The 17,884-nt window shown below is 67.1% G+C and carries 17 protein-coding genes; 11 read left to right on the top strand and 6 right to left on the bottom strand.

Annotation, left to right across the window (positions count from 1 at the left end):
- Positions 1-3: 3 nt before the first annotated feature.
- Entirely contained in the window at positions 4-2,034 is a 2,031-nt protein-coding gene (locus ABZV44_RS07100) for a glycosyltransferase family 39 protein (RefSeq protein ID WP_354832916.1), read from the bottom strand.
- Positions 2,035-2,120: 86 nt separating this feature from the next.
- Between ABZV44_RS07100 and ABZV44_RS07095 the strand changes: the two genes are divergently transcribed.
- Positions 2,121-3,359, top strand: a complete 1,239-nt coding sequence (locus ABZV44_RS07095) for a serine hydrolase (protein WP_354832914.1) — start codon at positions 2,121-2,123, stop codon at positions 3,357-3,359.
- A gap of 57 nt (positions 3,360-3,416) precedes the next feature.
- Here the strand turns inward: ABZV44_RS07095 and ABZV44_RS07090 are convergent, their stop codons facing one another.
- Complete coding sequence (locus ABZV44_RS07090) at positions 3,417-4,088, bottom strand: TetR family transcriptional regulator (protein ID WP_354832912.1); 672 nt, start codon at positions 4,086-4,088, stop codon at positions 3,417-3,419.
- Between the two features lie 199 nt (positions 4,089-4,287).
- Positions 4,288-5,511 (bottom strand): oxygenase MpaB family protein, encoded by a 1,224-nt coding sequence (locus ABZV44_RS07085; protein WP_354832910.1) that lies wholly within the window; start codon positions 5,509-5,511, stop codon positions 4,288-4,290.
- A 592-nt stretch (positions 5,512-6,103) separates the two neighbouring features.
- Between ABZV44_RS07085 and ABZV44_RS07080 the strand changes: the two genes are divergently transcribed.
- Positions 6,104-6,853 carry an endonuclease/exonuclease/phosphatase family protein gene (locus tag ABZV44_RS07080; protein WP_354832908.1) on the top strand — a complete coding sequence of 250 codons (750 nt, stop codon included), beginning with the start codon at positions 6,104-6,106 and terminating at the stop codon, positions 6,851-6,853.
- 370 nt (positions 6,854-7,223) lie between these two features.
- Here ABZV44_RS07080 and ABZV44_RS07075 read toward each other — a convergent pair whose 3' ends face one another.
- Entirely contained in the window at positions 7,224-8,234 is a 1,011-nt protein-coding gene (locus tag ABZV44_RS07075) for an AraC family transcriptional regulator (RefSeq protein WP_354832906.1), read from the bottom strand.
- Positions 8,235-8,531: 297 nt separating this feature from the next.
- On the opposite strand from ABZV44_RS07075, the gene ABZV44_RS07070 reads away from it, so the two are divergent.
- From ABZV44_RS07070 to ABZV44_RS07035, 8 genes are all read left to right on the top strand, one after another.
- Entirely contained in the window at positions 8,532-9,506 is a 975-nt protein-coding gene (locus ABZV44_RS07070; protein WP_354832904.1) for a quinone oxidoreductase, read from the top strand.
- A 48-nt stretch (positions 9,507-9,554) separates the two neighbouring features.
- Complete coding sequence (locus ABZV44_RS07065) at positions 9,555-10,448, top strand: TauD/TfdA family dioxygenase (RefSeq protein WP_354832902.1); 894 nt, start codon at positions 9,555-9,557, stop codon at positions 10,446-10,448.
- A gap of 35 nt (positions 10,449-10,483) precedes the next feature.
- Positions 10,484-11,536: a 3-keto-5-aminohexanoate cleavage protein gene (locus tag ABZV44_RS07060; protein WP_354832900.1), complete on the top strand. Its 1,053-nt coding sequence runs from the start codon at positions 10,484-10,486 to the stop codon at positions 11,534-11,536.
- A gap of 155 nt (positions 11,537-11,691) precedes the next feature.
- Positions 11,692-13,053 carry an MFS transporter gene (locus ABZV44_RS07055; RefSeq protein ID WP_354832898.1) on the top strand — a complete coding sequence of 454 codons (1,362 nt, stop codon included), beginning with the start codon at positions 11,692-11,694 and terminating at the stop codon, positions 13,051-13,053.
- Entirely contained in the window at positions 13,046-13,648 is a 603-nt protein-coding gene (locus tag ABZV44_RS07050; RefSeq protein ID WP_354832896.1) for an alpha/beta fold hydrolase, read from the top strand. Before ABZV44_RS07055 ends, ABZV44_RS07050 begins: the two co-directional genes overlap by 8 nt.
- Positions 13,645-14,415, top strand: coding sequence for a CoA transferase subunit A (locus tag ABZV44_RS07045; RefSeq protein ID WP_354832894.1), 771 nt, complete (start codon positions 13,645-13,647; stop codon positions 14,413-14,415). The genes ABZV44_RS07050 and ABZV44_RS07045 overlap by 4 nt, the downstream gene beginning before the upstream one ends.
- Positions 14,412-15,068, top strand: coding sequence for a 3-oxoacid CoA-transferase subunit B (locus tag ABZV44_RS07040; RefSeq protein ID WP_354832893.1), 657 nt, complete (start codon positions 14,412-14,414; stop codon positions 15,066-15,068). Before ABZV44_RS07045 ends, ABZV44_RS07040 begins: the two co-directional genes overlap by 4 nt.
- Before the next feature lie 178 nt (positions 15,069-15,246).
- A complete protein-coding gene (locus ABZV44_RS07035; protein ID WP_354832892.1) occupies positions 15,247-16,011 on the top strand; it encodes a hypothetical protein in 765 nt (254 codons plus the stop codon).
- Between the two features lie 10 nt (positions 16,012-16,021).
- Here the strand turns inward: ABZV44_RS07035 and ABZV44_RS07030 are convergent, their stop codons facing one another.
- Positions 16,022-16,387 carry a hypothetical protein gene (locus tag ABZV44_RS07030; RefSeq protein WP_354832891.1) on the bottom strand — a complete coding sequence of 122 codons (366 nt, stop codon included), beginning with the start codon at positions 16,385-16,387 and terminating at the stop codon, positions 16,022-16,024.
- 184 nt (positions 16,388-16,571) lie between these two features.
- On the bottom strand, positions 16,572-17,195 hold the full coding sequence (locus ABZV44_RS07025; RefSeq protein WP_354832889.1) for a helix-turn-helix domain-containing protein: 624 nt from the start codon (positions 17,193-17,195) through the stop codon (positions 16,572-16,574).
- Positions 17,196-17,428: 233 nt separating this feature from the next.
- On the opposite strand from ABZV44_RS07025, the gene ABZV44_RS07020 reads away from it, so the two are divergent.
- On the top strand, positions 17,429-17,854 hold the full coding sequence (locus ABZV44_RS07020; RefSeq protein ID WP_354832887.1) for a DUF2871 domain-containing protein: 426 nt from the start codon (positions 17,429-17,431) through the stop codon (positions 17,852-17,854).
- Positions 17,855-17,884: the final 30 nt, after the last annotated feature.

Here is a 17,884-nt window from a genome sequence, read left to right as displayed (position 1 = left end):
GGATCAGTGCGGCTGGACCGTCAGGTCGTAGGCCGCCATGTAACCGAAGTGCTGGGTCGCCGTGTAGTGGGCGGTCACCCAGTCGAGGATCTCCTTGTTGCCCGTCGGACGCCAGACGCCCTGCTTCGCACCCGATTGCGCGGGCGCGGCGGTGTCAGCGGGCTTCGGATCCACCCGCCAGGAGTCGGGCAGCGGGACCTCGGGAGCCAGGTAGTAGGTGATCTCGTGGTTGCGGACCATGTCCTCGAACTGGGGCAGCGTCGGCACCGGGTCCTCGGAGGTGAAGCCGCCGATGGCGAGGACCGATGTGCGGCTGGCCAATTCGAGCCCGGCCGCGGGCGACGAACGGTCGATGGCGGCCGACCACTTGGTATTGGTCTGCTGCAGCAGCGTGACCAGCTGCGGATCGGTCTGACCACCGAACAGCGTCTCGAGCTGCTTGCGGAACTGGTCGGCCGGTCCGGCCTTCTTGGGCCGAGGCGGGCCCACGGTCGGGCCGCCGCCGGTGTGCGACTGCGGCAGGGTCGCGGCCGCATACGCCGTGGAGCCGGTCAGGCCCGCGATCACACCGACGACGAGCAGCACCGTGGTCCCGCGGCCGCGCAGCCGGTCCCAGCGGGCCGCGATCGGCAGCGCCAGCACGAGCAATCCCAGCGCCGAGATCACCGTGACCGCCAGCACCGTCCAGCGCAGCCACGGCTGCCAGTCGGAATTGCGTTGCAGCAGCACGAAACCCCAGATCCCCGCCGAGAGGATCAGGCCGGCGCCGCCCACGCGGCCGAACGCCTCGGCCCGTCGCCGCCACACCTCGTACGCGCCGATGGCGAAGCAGCCCGCGATCGCCGGGGCGACGGCGAGGGTGTAGTAGGCGTGCATGCCCGACTTCATCGCCGAGAACAGCACCCCGTCGATGACCAGCCACAGACCGAACACCAGCGCCGTGCCGCGGATCAGATCGGTGCGCGGCCGGCGCCCCCGCGACACCAGCACCAGCACGAACGCGAGCAGCGCCGCCGGCAGCAGCCACGAGATCTCGAAACCGATCTCACCGGTGAACATCCGGTCCGGCCCGTTGCCGAACCCGCCACCGAACCCCCCGCCCTCGAGCGCCTTCGGAATCTGGTAGCCCTCGGGTAGTTCGAAGGGGTTCTTGGCGTTGCCGCCCATGTGGTTCTTGCCCAGATAGCGGGCGAAACCGTTGTAGCCCAGCACCAGGTCCATGAAGGTGTTGTCCTTCGATCCCGCCAGGTAGGGGCGCGAATCGGCGGGCCAGACAATGGTGAGCAGCACGTACCAGCCGGAAGAGACGATCAGCGCGCCCAGCGCCGCCAGCGAGTGCAGCAGCCGGTTGCGCAGCGTGGTCGGCGCGACGATCACATAGGCCAGCCCGAGCGCGGGCAGCACCATGAGGCCCTCGAGCATCTTGGCCAGGAATGCGAATCCCAGTGCGACACCGGTCAGCACGATCCACTTCCGGCTCGCCCGCGGCAGCGCGCGCACCGTGCAGTAGGCCGCGGCGGTCATGAGCAGCACCATGGCGGCGTCCGGATTGTTGAACCGGAACATCAACGCCACCACGGGCGTCACCGCGAGCACCAGACCCGCCAGCAGGCCCGCGCCGCGGCTGCGGGTGACCCGGGTGACCGCGCCGTACATGAGCGCGACCGCACCCACCGCCATGATTGCCTGCGGCGCAAGCATGCTCGCGCTGCTGAACCCGAACAGCTGCCCGGACAGGCCCATGACCCACTGTGAGACCGGCGGCTTGTCGACGGTGATGAAGTTGCCCGGATCCAGCGACCCGAACAGCAATGCCTTCCAGTCCTGCGATCCGGACCAGGCGGCCGCCGCGTAGAAGCCGTTGCCCATCTGGTTGACCGTGATGTTCCACAGGTATGCGATGGCGGTGCCGATGAGCAGCAGCGCCAGCGCCGGCCGTTCCCAGCGGCGGGCAGGGGAGAGGCCTTCCGATGATGTCTCGGACGGCGGGGCGGTCGGTTCGGACGGGGCCAGCTCGGCAGTGGTCACGCTCACCGCGGGAGTGTGTCGCGCCAGCCGGTGAAGACCCTGACTCCTTGCTGGGAGCTTCCTGTGAACCGGGATCTCCCTATGCTGGTCGGATGAGCCCAGGTATGACAGCGCTGGTGCGGATCGACCCGGACCTCGACGCGGTGACCACCCTCGGACCCGAAGCCGACCCCGCCGATGCCGGACTCGCGCCCGGCGATATCGAGGCGATCTGGCGATCCGTGCAGGACTGGTACCGCATGGGGACCACACCCGCCATCCAGGTGTGCCTGCGCCGTCACGGTCACATCGTGCTGAACCGGGCGATCGGCCACGGCTGGGGCAATGCGCCCAAGGATTCCCCCGACGCCGACAAACGCCCGGTGACCCCCGACTCGCCGTTCTGCGGATTCTCCACGGCCAAGGGCGTATCCGCCGCCTTGATGTTCATGCTCATCGAACAGGGCGCCTTCGCGCTCACCGACCCGGTGCGCGACTACATCCCCGAATTCGCCGGCCATGGCAAGGACCGCATCACCATCGGTGACGTCCTCTCCCATTCCGCGGGCGTCCCGTTCATCACCCCTCCCCACCGCGGCTCCGACCTGGTCCTCGACGAGGAACTCGCCGTCCAGGGCCTGGCCGACCTGGTTCCGAGCTGGCCGCCCAACCGGTTTCGCGTGTATCACGCACTGACCGGCGGACTGATCCAGCGCCTGGTGGTCCAGCGTGCCACCGGCAAAGCCATGCGCGACCATCTGCGCGAACAGGTCCTCGAGCCACTCGGCTTCCGCTGGACCAATTTCGGCGTCCGCCCCGAGGACGTCGACCAGGTGGTGCCCAGCGTCAAGGTCGGCCCCGGACCCTCCAAACTCTGGCGCCACCTGGCGGGCCGAGCCCTCGGCGGCGGCCTCTCCGGCCCGACCGACCCGGCCGCCGCCCGCGCCTTCCTCACCGCCGAACTCCCCTCCGGCAACCTCGTCACCACCGCCGCCGAACTCTCCCGCTTCTATGAAATCCTCACCCGCGGCGGCGAACTCGACGGAATCCGCATCATGCGCCCCGAAACCCTCGCCGCCGCAATCCAACCCGCCCCCTGGCTGCCCGGCATGGCGGGCCGGGTCTCCGTGGCGGGCTACGAACTGGGCGCCCGCCGCTCGAAGTTCGGCCGCGACACCGAATCCCACTTCGGCCGCAGCGGCCTCACCACCCAATACGGCTGGTCCGATCGTGCCCGCAATCTGTCGGGCGCCATCCTCACCAGCGGCAAGGCCCAGGCCGACGCCGACCGCCCCTGGCGCCTGGTCAACCAGATATCCGCGACCATGAATCCCCGCACCGATCGCGGATGACGGTTCGGCCACCGTGACAAAACCGGACTTCGCAAGACGATCGCCAGTGTTCGCGCGCTATCGCCCGTGCGGGCCGAGCATGGGGACCAGGAATTGGCGGGCGATGGCGGCGAGTTGTTCGTCGTCGTCGAGGTCGACGACCTGGCTCGGAATTGCCAAGAACGAGGCGCAGATTCGGACCATCAACTCGGCGACCAGTTCGATGTGCAGGTCCGGGGGAATGGTGCCGGCCCGCTGTTCCTGGCGGAGCTGATGGGCTACGAATTCCCGGACCATGGCGACCGCTCGTCCGTCGTCGCCGACCAGTGAGCTGACGAAGTGGTCGGGTTCGGCGGTGATCAGTGCGCCGATGAGGGGGTTGCCGCGCAGTGCGCGCAGGGAGCTCACGAATCCGAGAACGACGCGGTCGCCGACATTCGTCGCCGCCGCGATATCGACGAGGAATGTGTCGAAGTACCGGCGGAATTCACGCAGGATGACGCGTTCGACCAGTTCTTCTTTGGTGGCGAAGCGGCGGTAGACGGTGATCCGTGAGATCCCCGCCGTGCGCGCGACGTCCTCCATGGTCGAGCGCTGGATACCCCACCGCCGGAATTGTTCCTCGGCCGCGTCGAGGATGCGGGTGCGCATCGGGTCGGTGTCGTCGACCTGTTCGACGGCCTGCAGGTAGGCGCGTTCGAGCAGGGATTTCCCGGCGGGGAGCTCATTCGCGGGCGGCGCAGATTCCACGGTGTCCTCCTGAAACATCTTGTCCTGCGTCAGTTCTCGGGCTGCGCCGCGATCGCGCTTCGCCTGATGTTCGCGTTGCACACACTCCACATCGTTGTTGATACGCGGGTACGTTAGCTGTTTCATCGAGTCCAGCGGGGTATCACGCGCCGGGCCGAGTGTCGTCCGTACCGGAATCTTCCTGGGCGAGGACGGCGAATCATCGGTTGGTCAGCGGGATTTCGATACTCAGGGGCATCCGTAGTTCGGCCACATACCACAGGGCGAACTGGCGCAGGAACTCGTCGAACATCCAGTAGGGAGCGTCCACCACCGGCGCCACCGACAGCACTCCTTCCCGAACCGCGACGAACGGGCCCCACGCCACCTCGAGCAGCGGGCTCCAGACCGGTTCCCGAGGAATGTTGAGCCAGTCGGCGACCTTGTCTCCCATGATGAATCGCGTGAACGCGCCCAGAATGCCGCGGCTGAGCAGCGTCAGGTCGAGATCGGCGCCGAGGTTGAGCAACTGGTTGGCCAGGTCGTTGCCCTCGGCGGTCGGTGCCAGGATCGGGTCGAGCTGCTGGCTTGCCTGCGCGTCGGCCTGCTCCCAGGTCGCCGGGATGTACTCGTCGCGAATGCCGAGCAGATGCGCGGCCAGCTGCCAACTGTGCAGGTAGCCATCGGATTCCGCGGCCGGGATGGGGACTTTCCACGCGGTGAGGGTCCGCATGATGGTGGTGGCCAAGCTGTGCCAGGTGACCATCATGTCGTCCTGACTGATCGGCGTGACGCCTGCGGGCCAGTGCGGCGACTGCGGCAGCAGATGCCGCACGGACGCGTGGATGATCCTGGTTTTCACACAGGTCACGATCATCTCGCCACCGTCTCCGTAGGCGTTGACGGTGCCGATGTCGTACCCGAATTTCGCGGTCTTGGCGATGCGCTCCTTCAGGTGCGATCCGCCGCGTGAGTAGTACACCGCGAGCGCCTCGTGCGGGATGACCGTGGACATCATGCCGCTGGCGAACGCATACAGCACGCCGAGATACAGACCGCGCTTCTTGTTGAACTCGAAGGAACTGGTCAGCTTGCCCTGGTCGGTCCACGAGGGCAGCCGACGAGCGGATTCGATGAAGTCCGCCAAGCCTTTCGGCAGGCCGGCGGGCAGGGGCTGGTCGTTGTAGACCCAGGTCGCCAGCAGCCTGTTGACCTCGGGCACATCGGCGTGGTCGATCACGTCCGCCAAGACGGAATCGGCATCGGGGTCGTACACGGTCAACGGGTCGGCGCCGCCACCGGCGCCGACCACCGAATCGGCGGGCGACCACCTCCATGGCTCCGCCCTCGCGGTACGCGCGGTCAGTGCCATCGCACCGACGACGCCCAACAAACCGCCACCTGTCCTCAATGCGTCGCGCCTGCTGAGACGGTGTGCATCCATGCCGATTTCCTGTTCGTGAGTCTGATACAGAGAGACATGAGATGTATCTGTGTATCTTGATGAGAGCACACCGTGACGGCTGTCACAACCAGTTGGCACGAATTTCCAGACGAAGGACCGGCCGATGAATCCGTACGTCGTTATCCAGAACCTCCTCAACCGCCTGGACCTGGGGTCGGCGGGAAGCGGGGTTCCGGTGGAAATCGCGCGACAAACAATGAAGTTGCCTTGACCGGCAGTGGAGACGCCGGACGCCGCCCGGCTACATCGTCGCGCCCGGCGCAGACAACCGAGTAAGTCGCGTTTTCGCCTGTCCTGGTCTCCTGTCTCCGGTTGGCCCTCGACATGTGTTGTGGGACTTGTGTGTTTGTCTGTGGGGGTGATGTCGAGGTTGGTTCGGGTCGGTGTCGGCGTGCTCGCGTGGGTTGCGACACTGTCGGGAGCCGCGGGGGTCGCGTTGCACTTCAGTCGGTCTGGGTCGCGAGTGTTGGTCTTGGCGGCTTCGGGTGCGCCGTATCTGATGGGTGCCGCGCTCGTTGGGACTGTGGCGTTCGTAGCCATGAGACGTTGGATCAGTGCGGGTGCGGCGGTCGTGGTGGTGGCCGCTGCGGTGTGGACTCAAGCTCCGCTGTACGTCCATCGCTCGGGTGGTGGCGAAGGGCCCGCGGTGATGGTGATGCAGGCCAATCTTCTGTTCGACGGAGCGGATCCTCGGGCGCTGGTCGACCAGGTGCGCGCGCGGAACATCGGTGTGCTGACCGTCAACGAACTCACTCCGGCGGAGATTGAGGGTCTCGGCCGTGCGGGGCTCGACCAAGTGTTGCCCTACCGGTATCTCTCCCCGGGCAGAACCGCGGCCGGGACGGGAATCTGGAGCAGCTATCCGCTGTCGGAGACTGTCGAGTATGACGGGTTCGTGCTGAACCAGCTCTCGGCGACCGCAGACATTCCAGGCGCTGGACCGGTCACGGTGTACGCCTTCCATCCGGTACCACCGGTGTTCGGCACCCAGGTGTGGGCCGACGAGTTGTCCCGTTTGCACGAGATTCTCGAGCGGTCGCCATCGGATCGGCCGGTGATCGTCGGTGGTGACTTCAACGCGACCTACGATCATTGGCAGTACCGCGCCTGGTTGTCAGGACGTTTCGCCGATGCCGCCGTACAAGCCGGTGCCGGGCATCTGGTCACCTATCCCACCGACAAACGGTGGCCGCCCGTGGTCGGTATCGACCATATCCTCATCGCCGAGGGGCGAACGGTGACCGTGGAGACAGCGGACCTACGGGGCTCAGACCACCGCGCCCTGGTAGCGCAGATCCGTCTGAACCATGGAAGGCAGTAGGAGCGGCCCCGTCGCGCTGGCAGAACGCTCGGGAATCGCCATTTAGGCTCGGACACAACCGCATCGGATTGGCCTGGACTCCGGCTCGGATGGCGTTCAGCGGTCGGCCGGGGTTGGATCGAAGATCCGGCGGAAGACGTCGTCAGCGTGGCTGGTGGGTTCCGGGGGTGCTGGCTTGAAGGAGAAGGTCCGGGTGGTGGCCGGCACGGAGGAAGAGATCGGTCGGGAGGGCGGATTGGTAACGGCGGTAGGCGAATTCGTAACCAGGTTCGCCCGCACATGAGAATTCGACCTCGGAGCCAACTCGGCCGTCGATCGATGACATCCTGTGCCGCGACGGTGTTGACTGCGTGCCGCACACGGGTGAGGCCTACCGCGGTTCGGGGGGCTTGCCCTGGGCGCGCCAGGTTCGCGGGCTGCAGCCGTGGCGTTTGGTGAACCAGCGGGTGAAGTTGCTGGGGGAGGAGAAGGCCAGCATTTCGGCTATCTGGGTCAAGGAGTGGCGGCGATTCGTGACCAGGTGCTGAGCCAGTTCGGCGCGGGTGGAATCCAGTAGGGTGGTGAAGGTTTCGCCTTCGGCGGCGAGGTGCCGGTGGATGGTGCGGCGGTCGACCCCGAGGCTGCGAGCGATCTGTTCGATCGAGCAGCGTCCGGTCGGCAGCAGGAGTTCGATCAGTTCCCGCACGCGGTCGATGGTGGTGGCGGGGGCGAGGTCGGCGGAATCGAGGAACTGCTGGGTGTAGGTGCGCAGCAGCGGGTCCGACATGGCGTTGCGCGCATCGAGATCGGTTGTGTAGATGATGATTCCGTTGAATTCCTGACCGAATGTGATGCTCGGCCCGAGCATGCGGTGATGGGTGCTGCGGTCGGACGGCGCGGCGTGGGTGAATCGGGTCTCCACCGGCTGCCAGCCGCTGCCGAGGAATCCGCGCAACAGGCCGTGCAGCACTCCGATGGCGAGTTCGATGGACTGGCGGGTTTCGCCGGGTTGTCCGATGTCGAGCCCGAGCCGGATGGTGGCGAGGCCGTTGCGTTCGGTGAGGCGAGTGTGCAACGCCTCGTTGTACATGTGCGCGTGCCGGGACATGATCCGTAGCGCGCTGCGCACATCCGGTTCCTCGCGGATGACCAGGCTCAACGGGCCGAGGTTCGCGATGCGCCGCCGCTCGGCCAGGCGCAGCCCGAAGTCCTCGCACTGCCCGGCGGCGGCGGAGCGTTCGAGCAGCTCGGCGATGGTGGCGGCCGGCACCCAGCGGTCCTGCAGGGTCAGGCTCGCCGGGTCGAGTCCGGATTCGCGCACCAGGCGGACCGGATCGAGGCCGACGGATCGGCCCAGCTCCACGTAGTTGCTCAACGCGGCATAGCGGGCGAGCGGCTTCACCGGGCATCCTCCTGTGTCCCGAAGTGAATGGATTCCTGTCCCGAGAGGATAAGCAATCGAGTGTGATCCGGCTTACTCTGGGTTCATCACAACGAATTGACCAGCGGAAAAGCAGGACATCGCGGTCGGTGAGCGCACCCGGCCCGGATTCTGCGGCCGGTCTTTCGTTCTCGATAGCCCGGGCCTCCGAGCGTCCCCGCAGCCGCGGGCACGCGACGGGTCGGTGCCGGGTACCCCTGTCGGACCCAGAACGCCGATCGCCGCCCCGGCGCGGTCGCGTCCAAAAGGAGATGCACTGTGGCACAAGCTGTTCGCTTTTACGAAACCGGCGGACCCGATGTATTGCGGTGGGAGACAGCCGAAGTCGGCGAGCCCGGACGGGGCGAGGTCCGGATTCGGCACGAAGCGGTCGGCTTGAACTTCGCCGACACCTACTTCCGCACCGGCCTCTACCCGGCGGCGCTGCCGGCCGGCATGGGCGTCGAGGCGGCGGGCGTGATCGAGGCGGTCGGTCCGGACATCACCGATTTCCGGGCGGGTGATCGCGTGACCTACACCGGCAGCCCACTCGGTGCCTACAGCACCGAACGAGTGATGCCCGCCGAGCACCTGATCCGGTTGCCGGAGGAGATCCCGTTCGAGACCGCCGCCTCGATGACCATGCGCGGACTCACCACCGCCTACCTGCTGCGGCGCATTCACCCGCTGCGCGCCGGGGACACCGTGCTGCTGCACGCGGCCGCCGGCGGCGTTGGCTCGCTGTTCACGCAGTGGGCGAAGTTGCTGGGCGTCACGGTGATCGGGACGGTGTCGAGCGAAGAGAAGGCCGCGATCGCCCGAGCGAACGGCTGCGATCACGTGGTGCTCTACACCCGCGAGAACGTCGCCGAACGAGTCCGGGAGATCACCGACGGCAAGGGCGTGCCCGTGGTCTTCGACAGCATCGGAAAGACCACCTATCAGTCGTCTCTGGATTCCTTGGCGCGGCGCGGCCTGCTCGTCTGCTTCGGCACCGCGTCGGGCCCGGTCCCCCCGATCGACGCCATGCAGTTGGCGGTGAAGGGTTCGCTGTTCGTGACGCGCCCCGCGCTCGCCGACTACATCGCCGACCCCACCGAACGAGCCGAACTCGCGGGTGAGCTCTTCTCCCACGTCGCCGCGGGCCGCATCCGCGTCGACATCAACCAGCGCTACGTGCTGCCCGACGCGCAGCAGGCGCACCGCGACCTGGAGTCCGGTCGCAGCGTCGGCACCTCGGTCTTCGTGCTCTGACACTCAGGCCGCCCGTTGCCGCGGCTCACACCCCCTTGGAGGACTGTCATGACAACCCTTACCCCGCTGGAAGATTCGACCCTGCGCTCGTCGATCGGCGTGACGCCGCTGACCTGCACCATCGGCGCCGAGCTGTCCGGCGTCGATCTGGCCGCAGCGGCGCACGACGACGACCTTTTCGCCGAATTGCGCGCCCTGCTGCTCGAATACAAGGTGCTGTTCGTCCGCGATCAGGACATCAGTCGCGCCGACCACGTCGCGCTCGCCCGTCGCTTCGGCGAGCTGGAGGACCATCCGGTCGCCGGCAGCGACCCCGATCACCCGGGCCTGGTGCGCATCTACAAGGATCTGGACAGCGCGCCGGAACACTACGAGAACGCCTACCACTGCGATGCCACCTGGCGACAGCATCCGCCGATGGGTTCGGTGCTGCGCTGCGTGGAGGCGCCGCCCGTCGGTGGCGACACCATCTGGGTGAATATGGCCGAGGCGTATCGGCGTCTGCCCGACGAGGTCAAGAACCGCATCCAGGGCCTGCGCGCCCGGCACAGCATCGAGGCCAGCTTCGGCGCGGCCATGCCGCTGGAGCAGCGTCACGAACTGGCGCAACGCTTTCCGGACGCCGAGCACCCGGTGGTACGCACACACCCGGAGACCGGCGAGCAGATCCTGTTCGTCAACTCTTTCACCACGCACCTGGTCAATTACCACACCCCCGAGCACGTGCGCTTCGGCTTCGATTACGCGCCGGGCGCGGCGGAGCTGCTGCACTACCTGATGCGGCAGGCCGCGGTCCCCGAGTTCCAGGTGCGCTGGCGGTGGACACCCGACAGCTTCGCCATCTGGGACAACCGCTGCACCCAGCATTACGCGGTCCAGGATTACTGGCCCGCGGTCCGAAAGATGGAGCGCGCCGGGATCATCGGCGACCTCCCCTACTGACATCCCTTCCAGTCCACCCACATTGGAGTAAACCCATGCATTTTCATGACGATGCGCTGTTCCCGGAGGTCCAGGAGAAGCTGGTCATCACCGTGGCCCCCTACGGTCCGGAGTGGGAGCCCGAGGATTTCAGCGAGGACCTGCCGCTGACCATGGACCAGCACGTCCAGCAGGCGGTCGACTGCTACGAGGCGGGCGCCACGGTCCTGCACATCCACGTGCGGGAACTCGACGGCAAGGGCTCCAAGCGGCTCTCGAAATTCAACGAGCTGCTGGGCCGGCTGCGGGAGGCGGTGCCGGACATGATCCTGCAGGTCGGCGGCTCCATCTCGTTCGCGCCGGAAGGCGATGGCGCGGACGCCAAATGGCTCTCCGACGACGCACGCCACATGCTCGCCGCGCTGGATCCCAAGCCGGATCAGGTCACCATCGCCATCAACACCAATCAGATGAACATCGTCGAGCTGATGACCGCCGACGACATCGCGGGCACCTCGTTCACCCGCCCGGAGGTGTACGAGGCCTACCGCGAGATGCACGTCCCGGCAGGACCGGGCTGGGTGGAGGAGCACCTGAAGCGATTGCAGGCGGCCGGAATTCAGCCGCACTTCCAGCTCGCGAACATCGCCCAGCTCGAGACCGTGGAACGGCTGATCCGCCGCGGCATCTACACCGGCCCGCTCATGGTGACCTGGGTCGGCATCGGCGGCGGCTTCGACGGACCCAACCCCTACAACATGATGGAGTTCATCCGCCGGGTCCCCGACGGCGCGGTGCTGACCCTGGAAACGCTCATGCGCAGTGTGCTGCCGGTCAACACCATGGCCATCGCGATGGGTCTGCACGCGCGCTGCGGTAACGAGGACACCCTCTGGGGTCGCAAGGGCCAGAAGATGACCTCGGTGCAGCAGGTCCAGCAGCTGGTGCGCATCGCCGGTGAGCTGGGTCGCGAGGTCGCCACCGGCAAGGAGGCGCGCGAGATCTACAAGCTCGGCGAGCGCTACGCCGACGCGGACGAGACCCTCGCCAAGCTCGGATTCGCGCCCAACCGCAAGCCGGGCCAGGTCGGCTTCACCCACCACGCCTGATCCGGTCGCCCCGGCCGGGGCGCCAGGCCATCTCGGGTTGCTGATCAGGCAGCGCCCGACTTCCGGGGGCACGCGGCCGAGGCCGGGTGCCCCCGGATCCCTCTCGAACTCCGGGGTGCGCCACTGTCTCGCACACCGGATACGTAGGAGCACCAATGGAGTTGCACACTACCGCCGCCGGGACGGACGGCCCTCCGGCCGCCGTGCCGGCCACGGCGGCCGCACGGACACGCCGGGCGTATCCGTGGCTCATCTTCGCGCTGGCCTTCGGTCTGCTGCTGGCCGACTACATGTCACGCCAAGTCCTCAGCGCGGTCTTCCCGTTCCTGAAAACCGCATGGGGACTATCGGATTCACGGCTGGCCTCGCTCAGCAGCGTGGTCGCGCTGATGGTCGGTCTGCTGACCCTACCGCTCTCGCTGCTGGCCGACCGCTGGGGCCGGGTACGCAGCTTGGTCCTGATGGCGGTGCTGTGGAGCGCGGCCACCCTGCTGTGCGCGGTCGCCACCGACTATCAGCAGATGCTCGGCGCGCGCTTTCTCGTCGGTGTCGGTGAGGCGGCCTACGGCAGCGTCGGAATCGCCGTGGTGCTCAGCGTGTTCGCACCCCGCATGCATGCCGCGCTGAGCGGGGCGTTCATGGCCGGCGGATCGTTCGGCTCGGTGCTGGGCGTGGCGTTCGGCGGGGTGATCGCCGTGCACTTCGGATGGCGCTGGTCGTTCGCTCTCATGGCGGTCTTCGGGCTGGTCCTGGCGGCGCTGTTCCGGGCGGCCGTCAGCGACGAGAAGCTCGCCCGGCATGCCGCCGACCCGGCGCCGAGTTCGGAAAGTGGAGCGGGCCTGCGGGTTCCGGTCTCGACACTGTTCACGAATCGGGCGGTCCTGTGCGCGTATGTGGGCAGTGCCCTGCAGATCTTCACCGCAGCGGTGCTGCTGTCGTGGATGCCGAGCTTCTTCGGCCGCTACTACGACCTGGCCCCGGACCGGGCCGGCGTGGTCGCCTCGGTGTTCGTGCTGCTCGTCGGCGCCGGAATGGTCGGCTGCGGGATGATCACCGACCGGGTCAGCCGCACCGACATGTCCCGCAAATGGACCACGGCCATCGTGTTCTGCGCGATCGCCCTGGCCTGCCTCGCCATCGGTTTCGCCGTCGGCCGCGGACCGCTGCAGCTGCTGCTGATCGGCGTCGGGGCGTTCTTCTCCGGCGGTTCGTCGGGACCGGCCGCGGCCATGGTCGCCAACCTCACCCATCCCTCCGTCCGGGCTTCGGCCTTCGGCACCCTCACCCTGGCCAACAGTCTGCTCGGCCTGGCTCTGGGCCCGTTCGTCGTCGGCGTCCTCGCTGATCACCTCGGATTGGCGAACGCGCTGCGGCTCGCGCCGCTCACCTATCTGCTCGCCATCGCCGCACTCGTACTGGGCAAGCGGGCCTATCCCGCCGGGCTGCGCAGGCTTGCCGCGCTCGACTCCGGCGCATCACATCGACCATCGAAAGGACTTGCCGTATCCCATGAGTGAGACCACCACACCGACCGTTGTGATCGTGCCCGGGCTGCGCGACCACGTCCCCGACCACTGGCAGACCCGGCTCGCCGACCAGCTCGACCGGGTCCGCACGGTGCCGCCGCTGGAGCGGGACAAGCTCTCCCGCGCCGCCCGCGTCGCCGCCCTCGACGCGGTGCTCACCGAGATCGACGGGCCCGTCGTGCTCGTCGCCCACAGCGCCGGCGTCATGATCACCGTGCGCTGGGCGCAGCAGTCCACCCGGCCCGTGCAGGGTGCGCTGCTGGCCACGCCCCCGGATTTCGAGACCCCGCTACCGGACGGGTATCCCTCACGCGAGGAACTGGACGCCAACGGGTGGACGCCGATTCCGTGGCGGCGCTTGCCGTTTCCCAGCATCGTCGCCGCCTCCACCACCGACCCGCTGGCCACCTACCGGCGAGTCTCCGCAATGGCGGAGGCCTGGGGGAGTCGTCTGGTCGATCTCGGCGACGTCGGCCACCTCAATCCCGCCTCGGGATACGGGGATTGGCCGCGCGCGACGGCGCTGCTGCGAGAACTCGTCGAGGAGACGACGCCGGCGGCGGCCGCACCGGAGGCCACCCGATGACGAAGGTCGCCGCGTCGGCCGCGGCCGCCGTCGCCGACATCACCTCGGGCTCCTCGCTCGCGGTGGGTGGATTCGGCCTGTGCGGTATCCCCGACGCACTGATCGACGCGCTCGCCGCCCGCGAGGTCACCGATCTCGAGGTGATATCCAACAATTGCGGCACCGATGCGCACGGCCTCGGAATTCTGCTGGCGGACAAGCGCATCCGCCGCATCACCGCCTCCTATGTGGGCGAGAACAGCGAGTTCGCCCGCCAGTATCTGGCCGGCGAACTGGAGGTCGAGCTGACCCCGCAGGGCACCCTCGCGGAGAAGCTGCGGGCCGGCGGCGCGGGCATTCCGGCGTTCTTCACGCCGGCGGGGGTCGGCAGTCCGGTCGCCGATGGCGGACTGCCGTGGCGCTATGCCGCGGATGGATCGGTCGCGGTGGCCTCGCCCGCCAAGGAAGTACGCACCTTCGGCGGCGGCTGGGGTGAGCGGCGCTACGTGCTCGAAGAAGCGCTCACCGCCGACTTCGCGCTGGTGCACGCCCGCATCGGCGACACCGAGGGAAACCTGGTGTTCGAGAAGTCGGCCCGCAACTTCAACCCGCTGGCCGCCATGGCCGGACGCTGCTGCATCGCGCAGGTCGAGTATATGGTTCCCGCGGGCGATCTCGATCCGGCGCGCATCCACCTGCCCGGCGTCTTCGTCGATCGGGTGGTGCACACCGGACCACAGCTCAAACACATCGAGAAACGAACCGTCGCCCAGGAGCAGTCCACATGACCACGGCCACCACGAATCTGGGCTGGTCCCGCACCGAAATGGCCGCCCGCGCAGCCCGCGAACTCCGCCCGGGCGAATACGTCAATCTCGGCATCGGGCTGCCGACCCTGATCCCGAACCATCTGCTCGCCGGCGTCCGCGTCACCCTGCACTCCGAGAATGGAATCCTCGGCACCGGACCGTATCCGGCAGCGGCGGACGTCGACGCCGATCTGATCAATGCAGGCAAGGAGACCGTCACCACCCTGGCGGGAGCGTCGTTCTTCGACTCGGCCACCAGCTTCGGCATGATCCGCGGCGGGCACATCGACACCGCCGTCCTCGGCGGTATGCAGGTCTCGGCCGCCGGCGATCTGGCGAACTGGATGGTCCCCGGCCACATGGTCAAAGGGATGGGCGGGGCAATGGATCTGGTGCACGGCGCCGGTCGCGTCCTGGTGCTCATGGAACACACCGACAAGACCGGAGCGCCGAAGATCGTGTCTCACTGCACGCTTCCGCTGACCGGCGAACGGGTTGTGCACCGCATCATCACCAACCTCGCCGTCATCGATGTCACTCCGGCCGGGCTGATGCTGCGCGAATGCGCCCCCGGCCTCACCGCGGCGCAAGTACGTGCCGCCACCGCCGCACCGCTGACCGTCGCGTCCTGACCGGCCGGCGCCCGGGTCGAAAACACGTCGCGGTCCACACCGCGACGGCGACAACGGTTCTCGCCAACTACACAGCCTCCGGCGCCTGACCGCCGGATGCGGGGGCGCGATGCCCCCGCTCATCACGGGCGAGGACCGCAGGGTCGCGCCCGATTCCATCAATGATGATGAGGTACCCATGAAAATGAGGAAATCCGCGGTGGTCGCCGCGTTCGCCGCGACCGCGGTGGTCATTCCCGCCGCAACGGCCTATGCGGAGCCGACCGCAGGCGGCGAATCCGCGCCGGTGGCATACGAAGTCACCCGGCAGGGCGACTCCGCTGTTCTCACCGTCAGTGACGGCACGCTGCGCCGTCTCGATGAGCAGCTGGTGCTCTTCGACCGGCACGACCGACCCGTCGCCGCGCTCCCGTTGACCTACCGCATCGACGACACCGCCTACCCTGTCACCGCCCGACTCGACGGTTCGACCGCGACCCTCACACCGTCGAAGGCCAACCCGCAGCAGATCACGCGGGTAGATACCCGCGACGTCGTGACCGTCGACCAAGCGGCAACCCAAGTGGCCGAATCCTTTACGCCACGTGACGCACAAGCCCTGGGTGCGTTCGCGCAACGCGTCGCGATCGGTGCGGCCGTCAGCGCCGTGCTCGGTGCCGTCCTCGGCGCCGGTGTCGGCTGTCTGGTCGGCGGTGCCGCGGGCGCCGTGATCTCCAGCCCGGTCATCGCCCTGCTGGTGCCCTTCGTCGGCGCCACCGTCGCCGGATGCGTGCTCGGCATGGCAACCCTCGGCGCGGTCGGTTCCATGGCCGGCATCGTCCTCGCCGGCGGACCCATCACCCTCTTCTCGGCCATCCAGTACTTCTCCACCATCCTCACCCCCTGCGCACCCGAACTCCCGTACTGCAAGGATCCGGCGCAGCCTGCGTCACAGGCGAAGTAGCCGATAGTGCTTATCCGTTCGCGCCGGAACTGCGGGCATCCAGTTCGGCGCGGGCGGTAGCGAACCACGCCTGGGTGCCGACCAAGCCGGCTTCGATGTCTTTCCGTGCGCCCTTGAAGCCGTACAGGTCTCCCGCGAATCGGGTCAGCACCGACCCCTCGTGCTCGTCGAGTTCCTCCAGCAGGTCGCCTTCCTCCAGCAGGTAGGCGACACCGGCAATCTCGCCGCTCGTCCACACGGACCGGTAGTCGTCCCACCCGTTCCGCCTGACCGCAAGCGCCCGTTCGACAAGGTCTGCTCGCAGCGCATCTCGTTCGGCATCCGTCGGCTGCCGAGTCTTGAGATGGTCCCAGTTGATCCGTTCTGCGTCGGACACGTCGGATCCCGTCCTTCCGGGTCGGTGGTGGGCGGTACTGCGCAAATGTATGCCGCAGCGTGATCTTGTCGCTGCTCCGGTGACGAGTCGCCGCATCTCGTGAGTTCTCAGTCGATCTCGCGGACAGCGAGCGTCTGACCTGCAGTCCGCCAGCCACGGTGAGGCAACGAGGTCGTCGAGATTCTCAGCCGGCTTCCGGCTCCGAGTGCGACAGCAGGAGCGCGAGCGTGTTCGTGAGCCATCGCTCGTACGCCGCAGGCGTCCAGCCGGCATCGGTGACCAAGCTGTGATAGACGTCGTCCGTCATCAGTGCAACTGCGACGTCCGTGGCGTTGACGTCGAGGTTTTTGCCGGCATCGCGAATCTGCCCGATGACTGCGTCGATTTCGATGCGGTTGCGTCGCATAGCTTCGGCCCTGGCGTTAGCGATGTCGGCATCGATGCTGGCGCCGGAGTGGAGCAGGGTGAGGATGTCGCCGCACCGCTCGCGGACTTGTCGGCTCCCTCTCGCCAGTATCTGGATCAACTCCATGGGATCGTCGAGGTGCTCGGACTCGGCCCGCAGGTCGATCAACCCCGCTTCTTCCTCGAGCAGGTCGATGAGTCCCCGCAACACTCCGGCCTTGGATCCGAAGTGCGAGTAGATCGTCTGCGGTGCGACCCCGGCCTCGCGGGCGATGCTCCGAATCGACGTACCCGTGTATCCGCTCTCGGCGAATAGCCGGCGTGCGGTGGTCAGGATGATCCGCAGCGTCAGTTGCTCACGTCGATCACGCAAGCGGATCACGCTGGATTGCTCCGCCGACATCTACTCCTCCTGTCAACAACCTCACCTGCAGTCAGTCAGCGTATCGAGCCCCTCGTTGTCGACTTGCTCGTACTACACCGACTGTACGCGATCATTGGACTACCTACTAGATCACTGTTCCATTTAGATGTCATCTGTTCTAGGGTGGTGGTCGTCATGATGGCCGACCGGCCGAAAGGATCGGGCAGGGCACCCAAGGGTGGCCGGCACCGAACACTCCGACAAGGACCTCGATGAAACAGCTCTACTACGCGGCGACCCTCTATACCGTGCTCGGACTGGTGTCCGGGTTGTTCTATCGCGATTTCACCAAGGCCCACAATTTCACCGGGAAGACCGAACTTGCGATCACGCATACACACCTCCTGTCGCTCGGCACGCTGTTTTTCCTGATTGTCCTGGCCCTGGACAAGCAATTGGCACTTTCCTCACAGCGGCTCTACGGCTGGTTCTTCTGGACGTACAACGCAGGTGTCCTCTGGTCGGTGGCCTGCATGACGATGATCGGCATTCGGACCGTGCTGGGCCACTCCGAGAGTGAGTTGCTAGCCCATCTGTCCGGTGGTGGACACATCCTCCTGACCGTTGGTTTCGCGCTGTTCTTCGTCTGCCTGTATCGGCCGGTGACGGCCAGTCGGGAAGAACCCGCCCAGGTATGACGGATGGGCATATCAGGATTTACGAATGAA

Source organism: Nocardia sp. NPDC004860 (assembly GCF_040609015.1).
Taxonomy (GTDB): Bacteria; Actinomycetota; Actinomycetes; order Mycobacteriales; family Mycobacteriaceae; genus Nocardia.
The sequence above is the reverse complement of the archived record's forward strand: the minus strand, read 5'-3'. Positions and strand labels throughout refer to the sequence as shown.

Excerpts from the sequence above, each read along its gene's own strand:
- ABZV44_RS07035 (WP_354832892.1), top strand. The coding sequence starts at position 15,247 with ATGAAAATGAGGAAATCCGCGGTGGTCGCCGCGTTCGCCGCGACCGCG.
- ABZV44_RS07065 (WP_354832902.1), top strand. The coding sequence starts at position 9,555 with ATGACAACCCTTACCCCGCTGGAAGATTCGACCCTGCGCTCGTCGATC.
- ABZV44_RS07040 (WP_354832893.1), top strand. The coding sequence starts at position 14,412 with ATGACCACGGCCACCACGAATCTGGGCTGGTCCCGCACCGAAATGGCC.
- ABZV44_RS07050 (WP_354832896.1), top strand. The coding sequence starts at position 13,046 with ATGAGTGAGACCACCACACCGACCGTTGTGATCGTGCCCGGGCTGCGC.
- ABZV44_RS07085 (WP_354832910.1), bottom strand. The coding sequence starts at position 5,511 with ATGGATGCACACCGTCTCAGCAGGCGCGACGCATTGAGGACAGGTGGC.
- ABZV44_RS07060 (WP_354832900.1), top strand. The coding sequence starts at position 10,484 with ATGCATTTTCATGACGATGCGCTGTTCCCGGAGGTCCAGGAGAAGCTG.
- ABZV44_RS07020 (WP_354832887.1), top strand. The coding sequence starts at position 17,429 with ATGAAACAGCTCTACTACGCGGCGACCCTCTATACCGTGCTCGGACTG.
- ABZV44_RS07095 (WP_354832914.1), top strand. The coding sequence starts at position 2,121 with ATGAGCCCAGGTATGACAGCGCTGGTGCGGATCGACCCGGACCTCGAC.
- ABZV44_RS07055 (WP_354832898.1), top strand. The coding sequence starts at position 11,692 with ATGGAGTTGCACACTACCGCCGCCGGGACGGACGGCCCTCCGGCCGCC.
- ABZV44_RS07025 (WP_354832889.1), bottom strand. The coding sequence starts at position 17,195 with ATGTCGGCGGAGCAATCCAGCGTGATCCGCTTGCGTGATCGACGTGAG.
- ABZV44_RS07045 (WP_354832894.1), top strand. The coding sequence starts at position 13,645 with ATGACGAAGGTCGCCGCGTCGGCCGCGGCCGCCGTCGCCGACATCACC.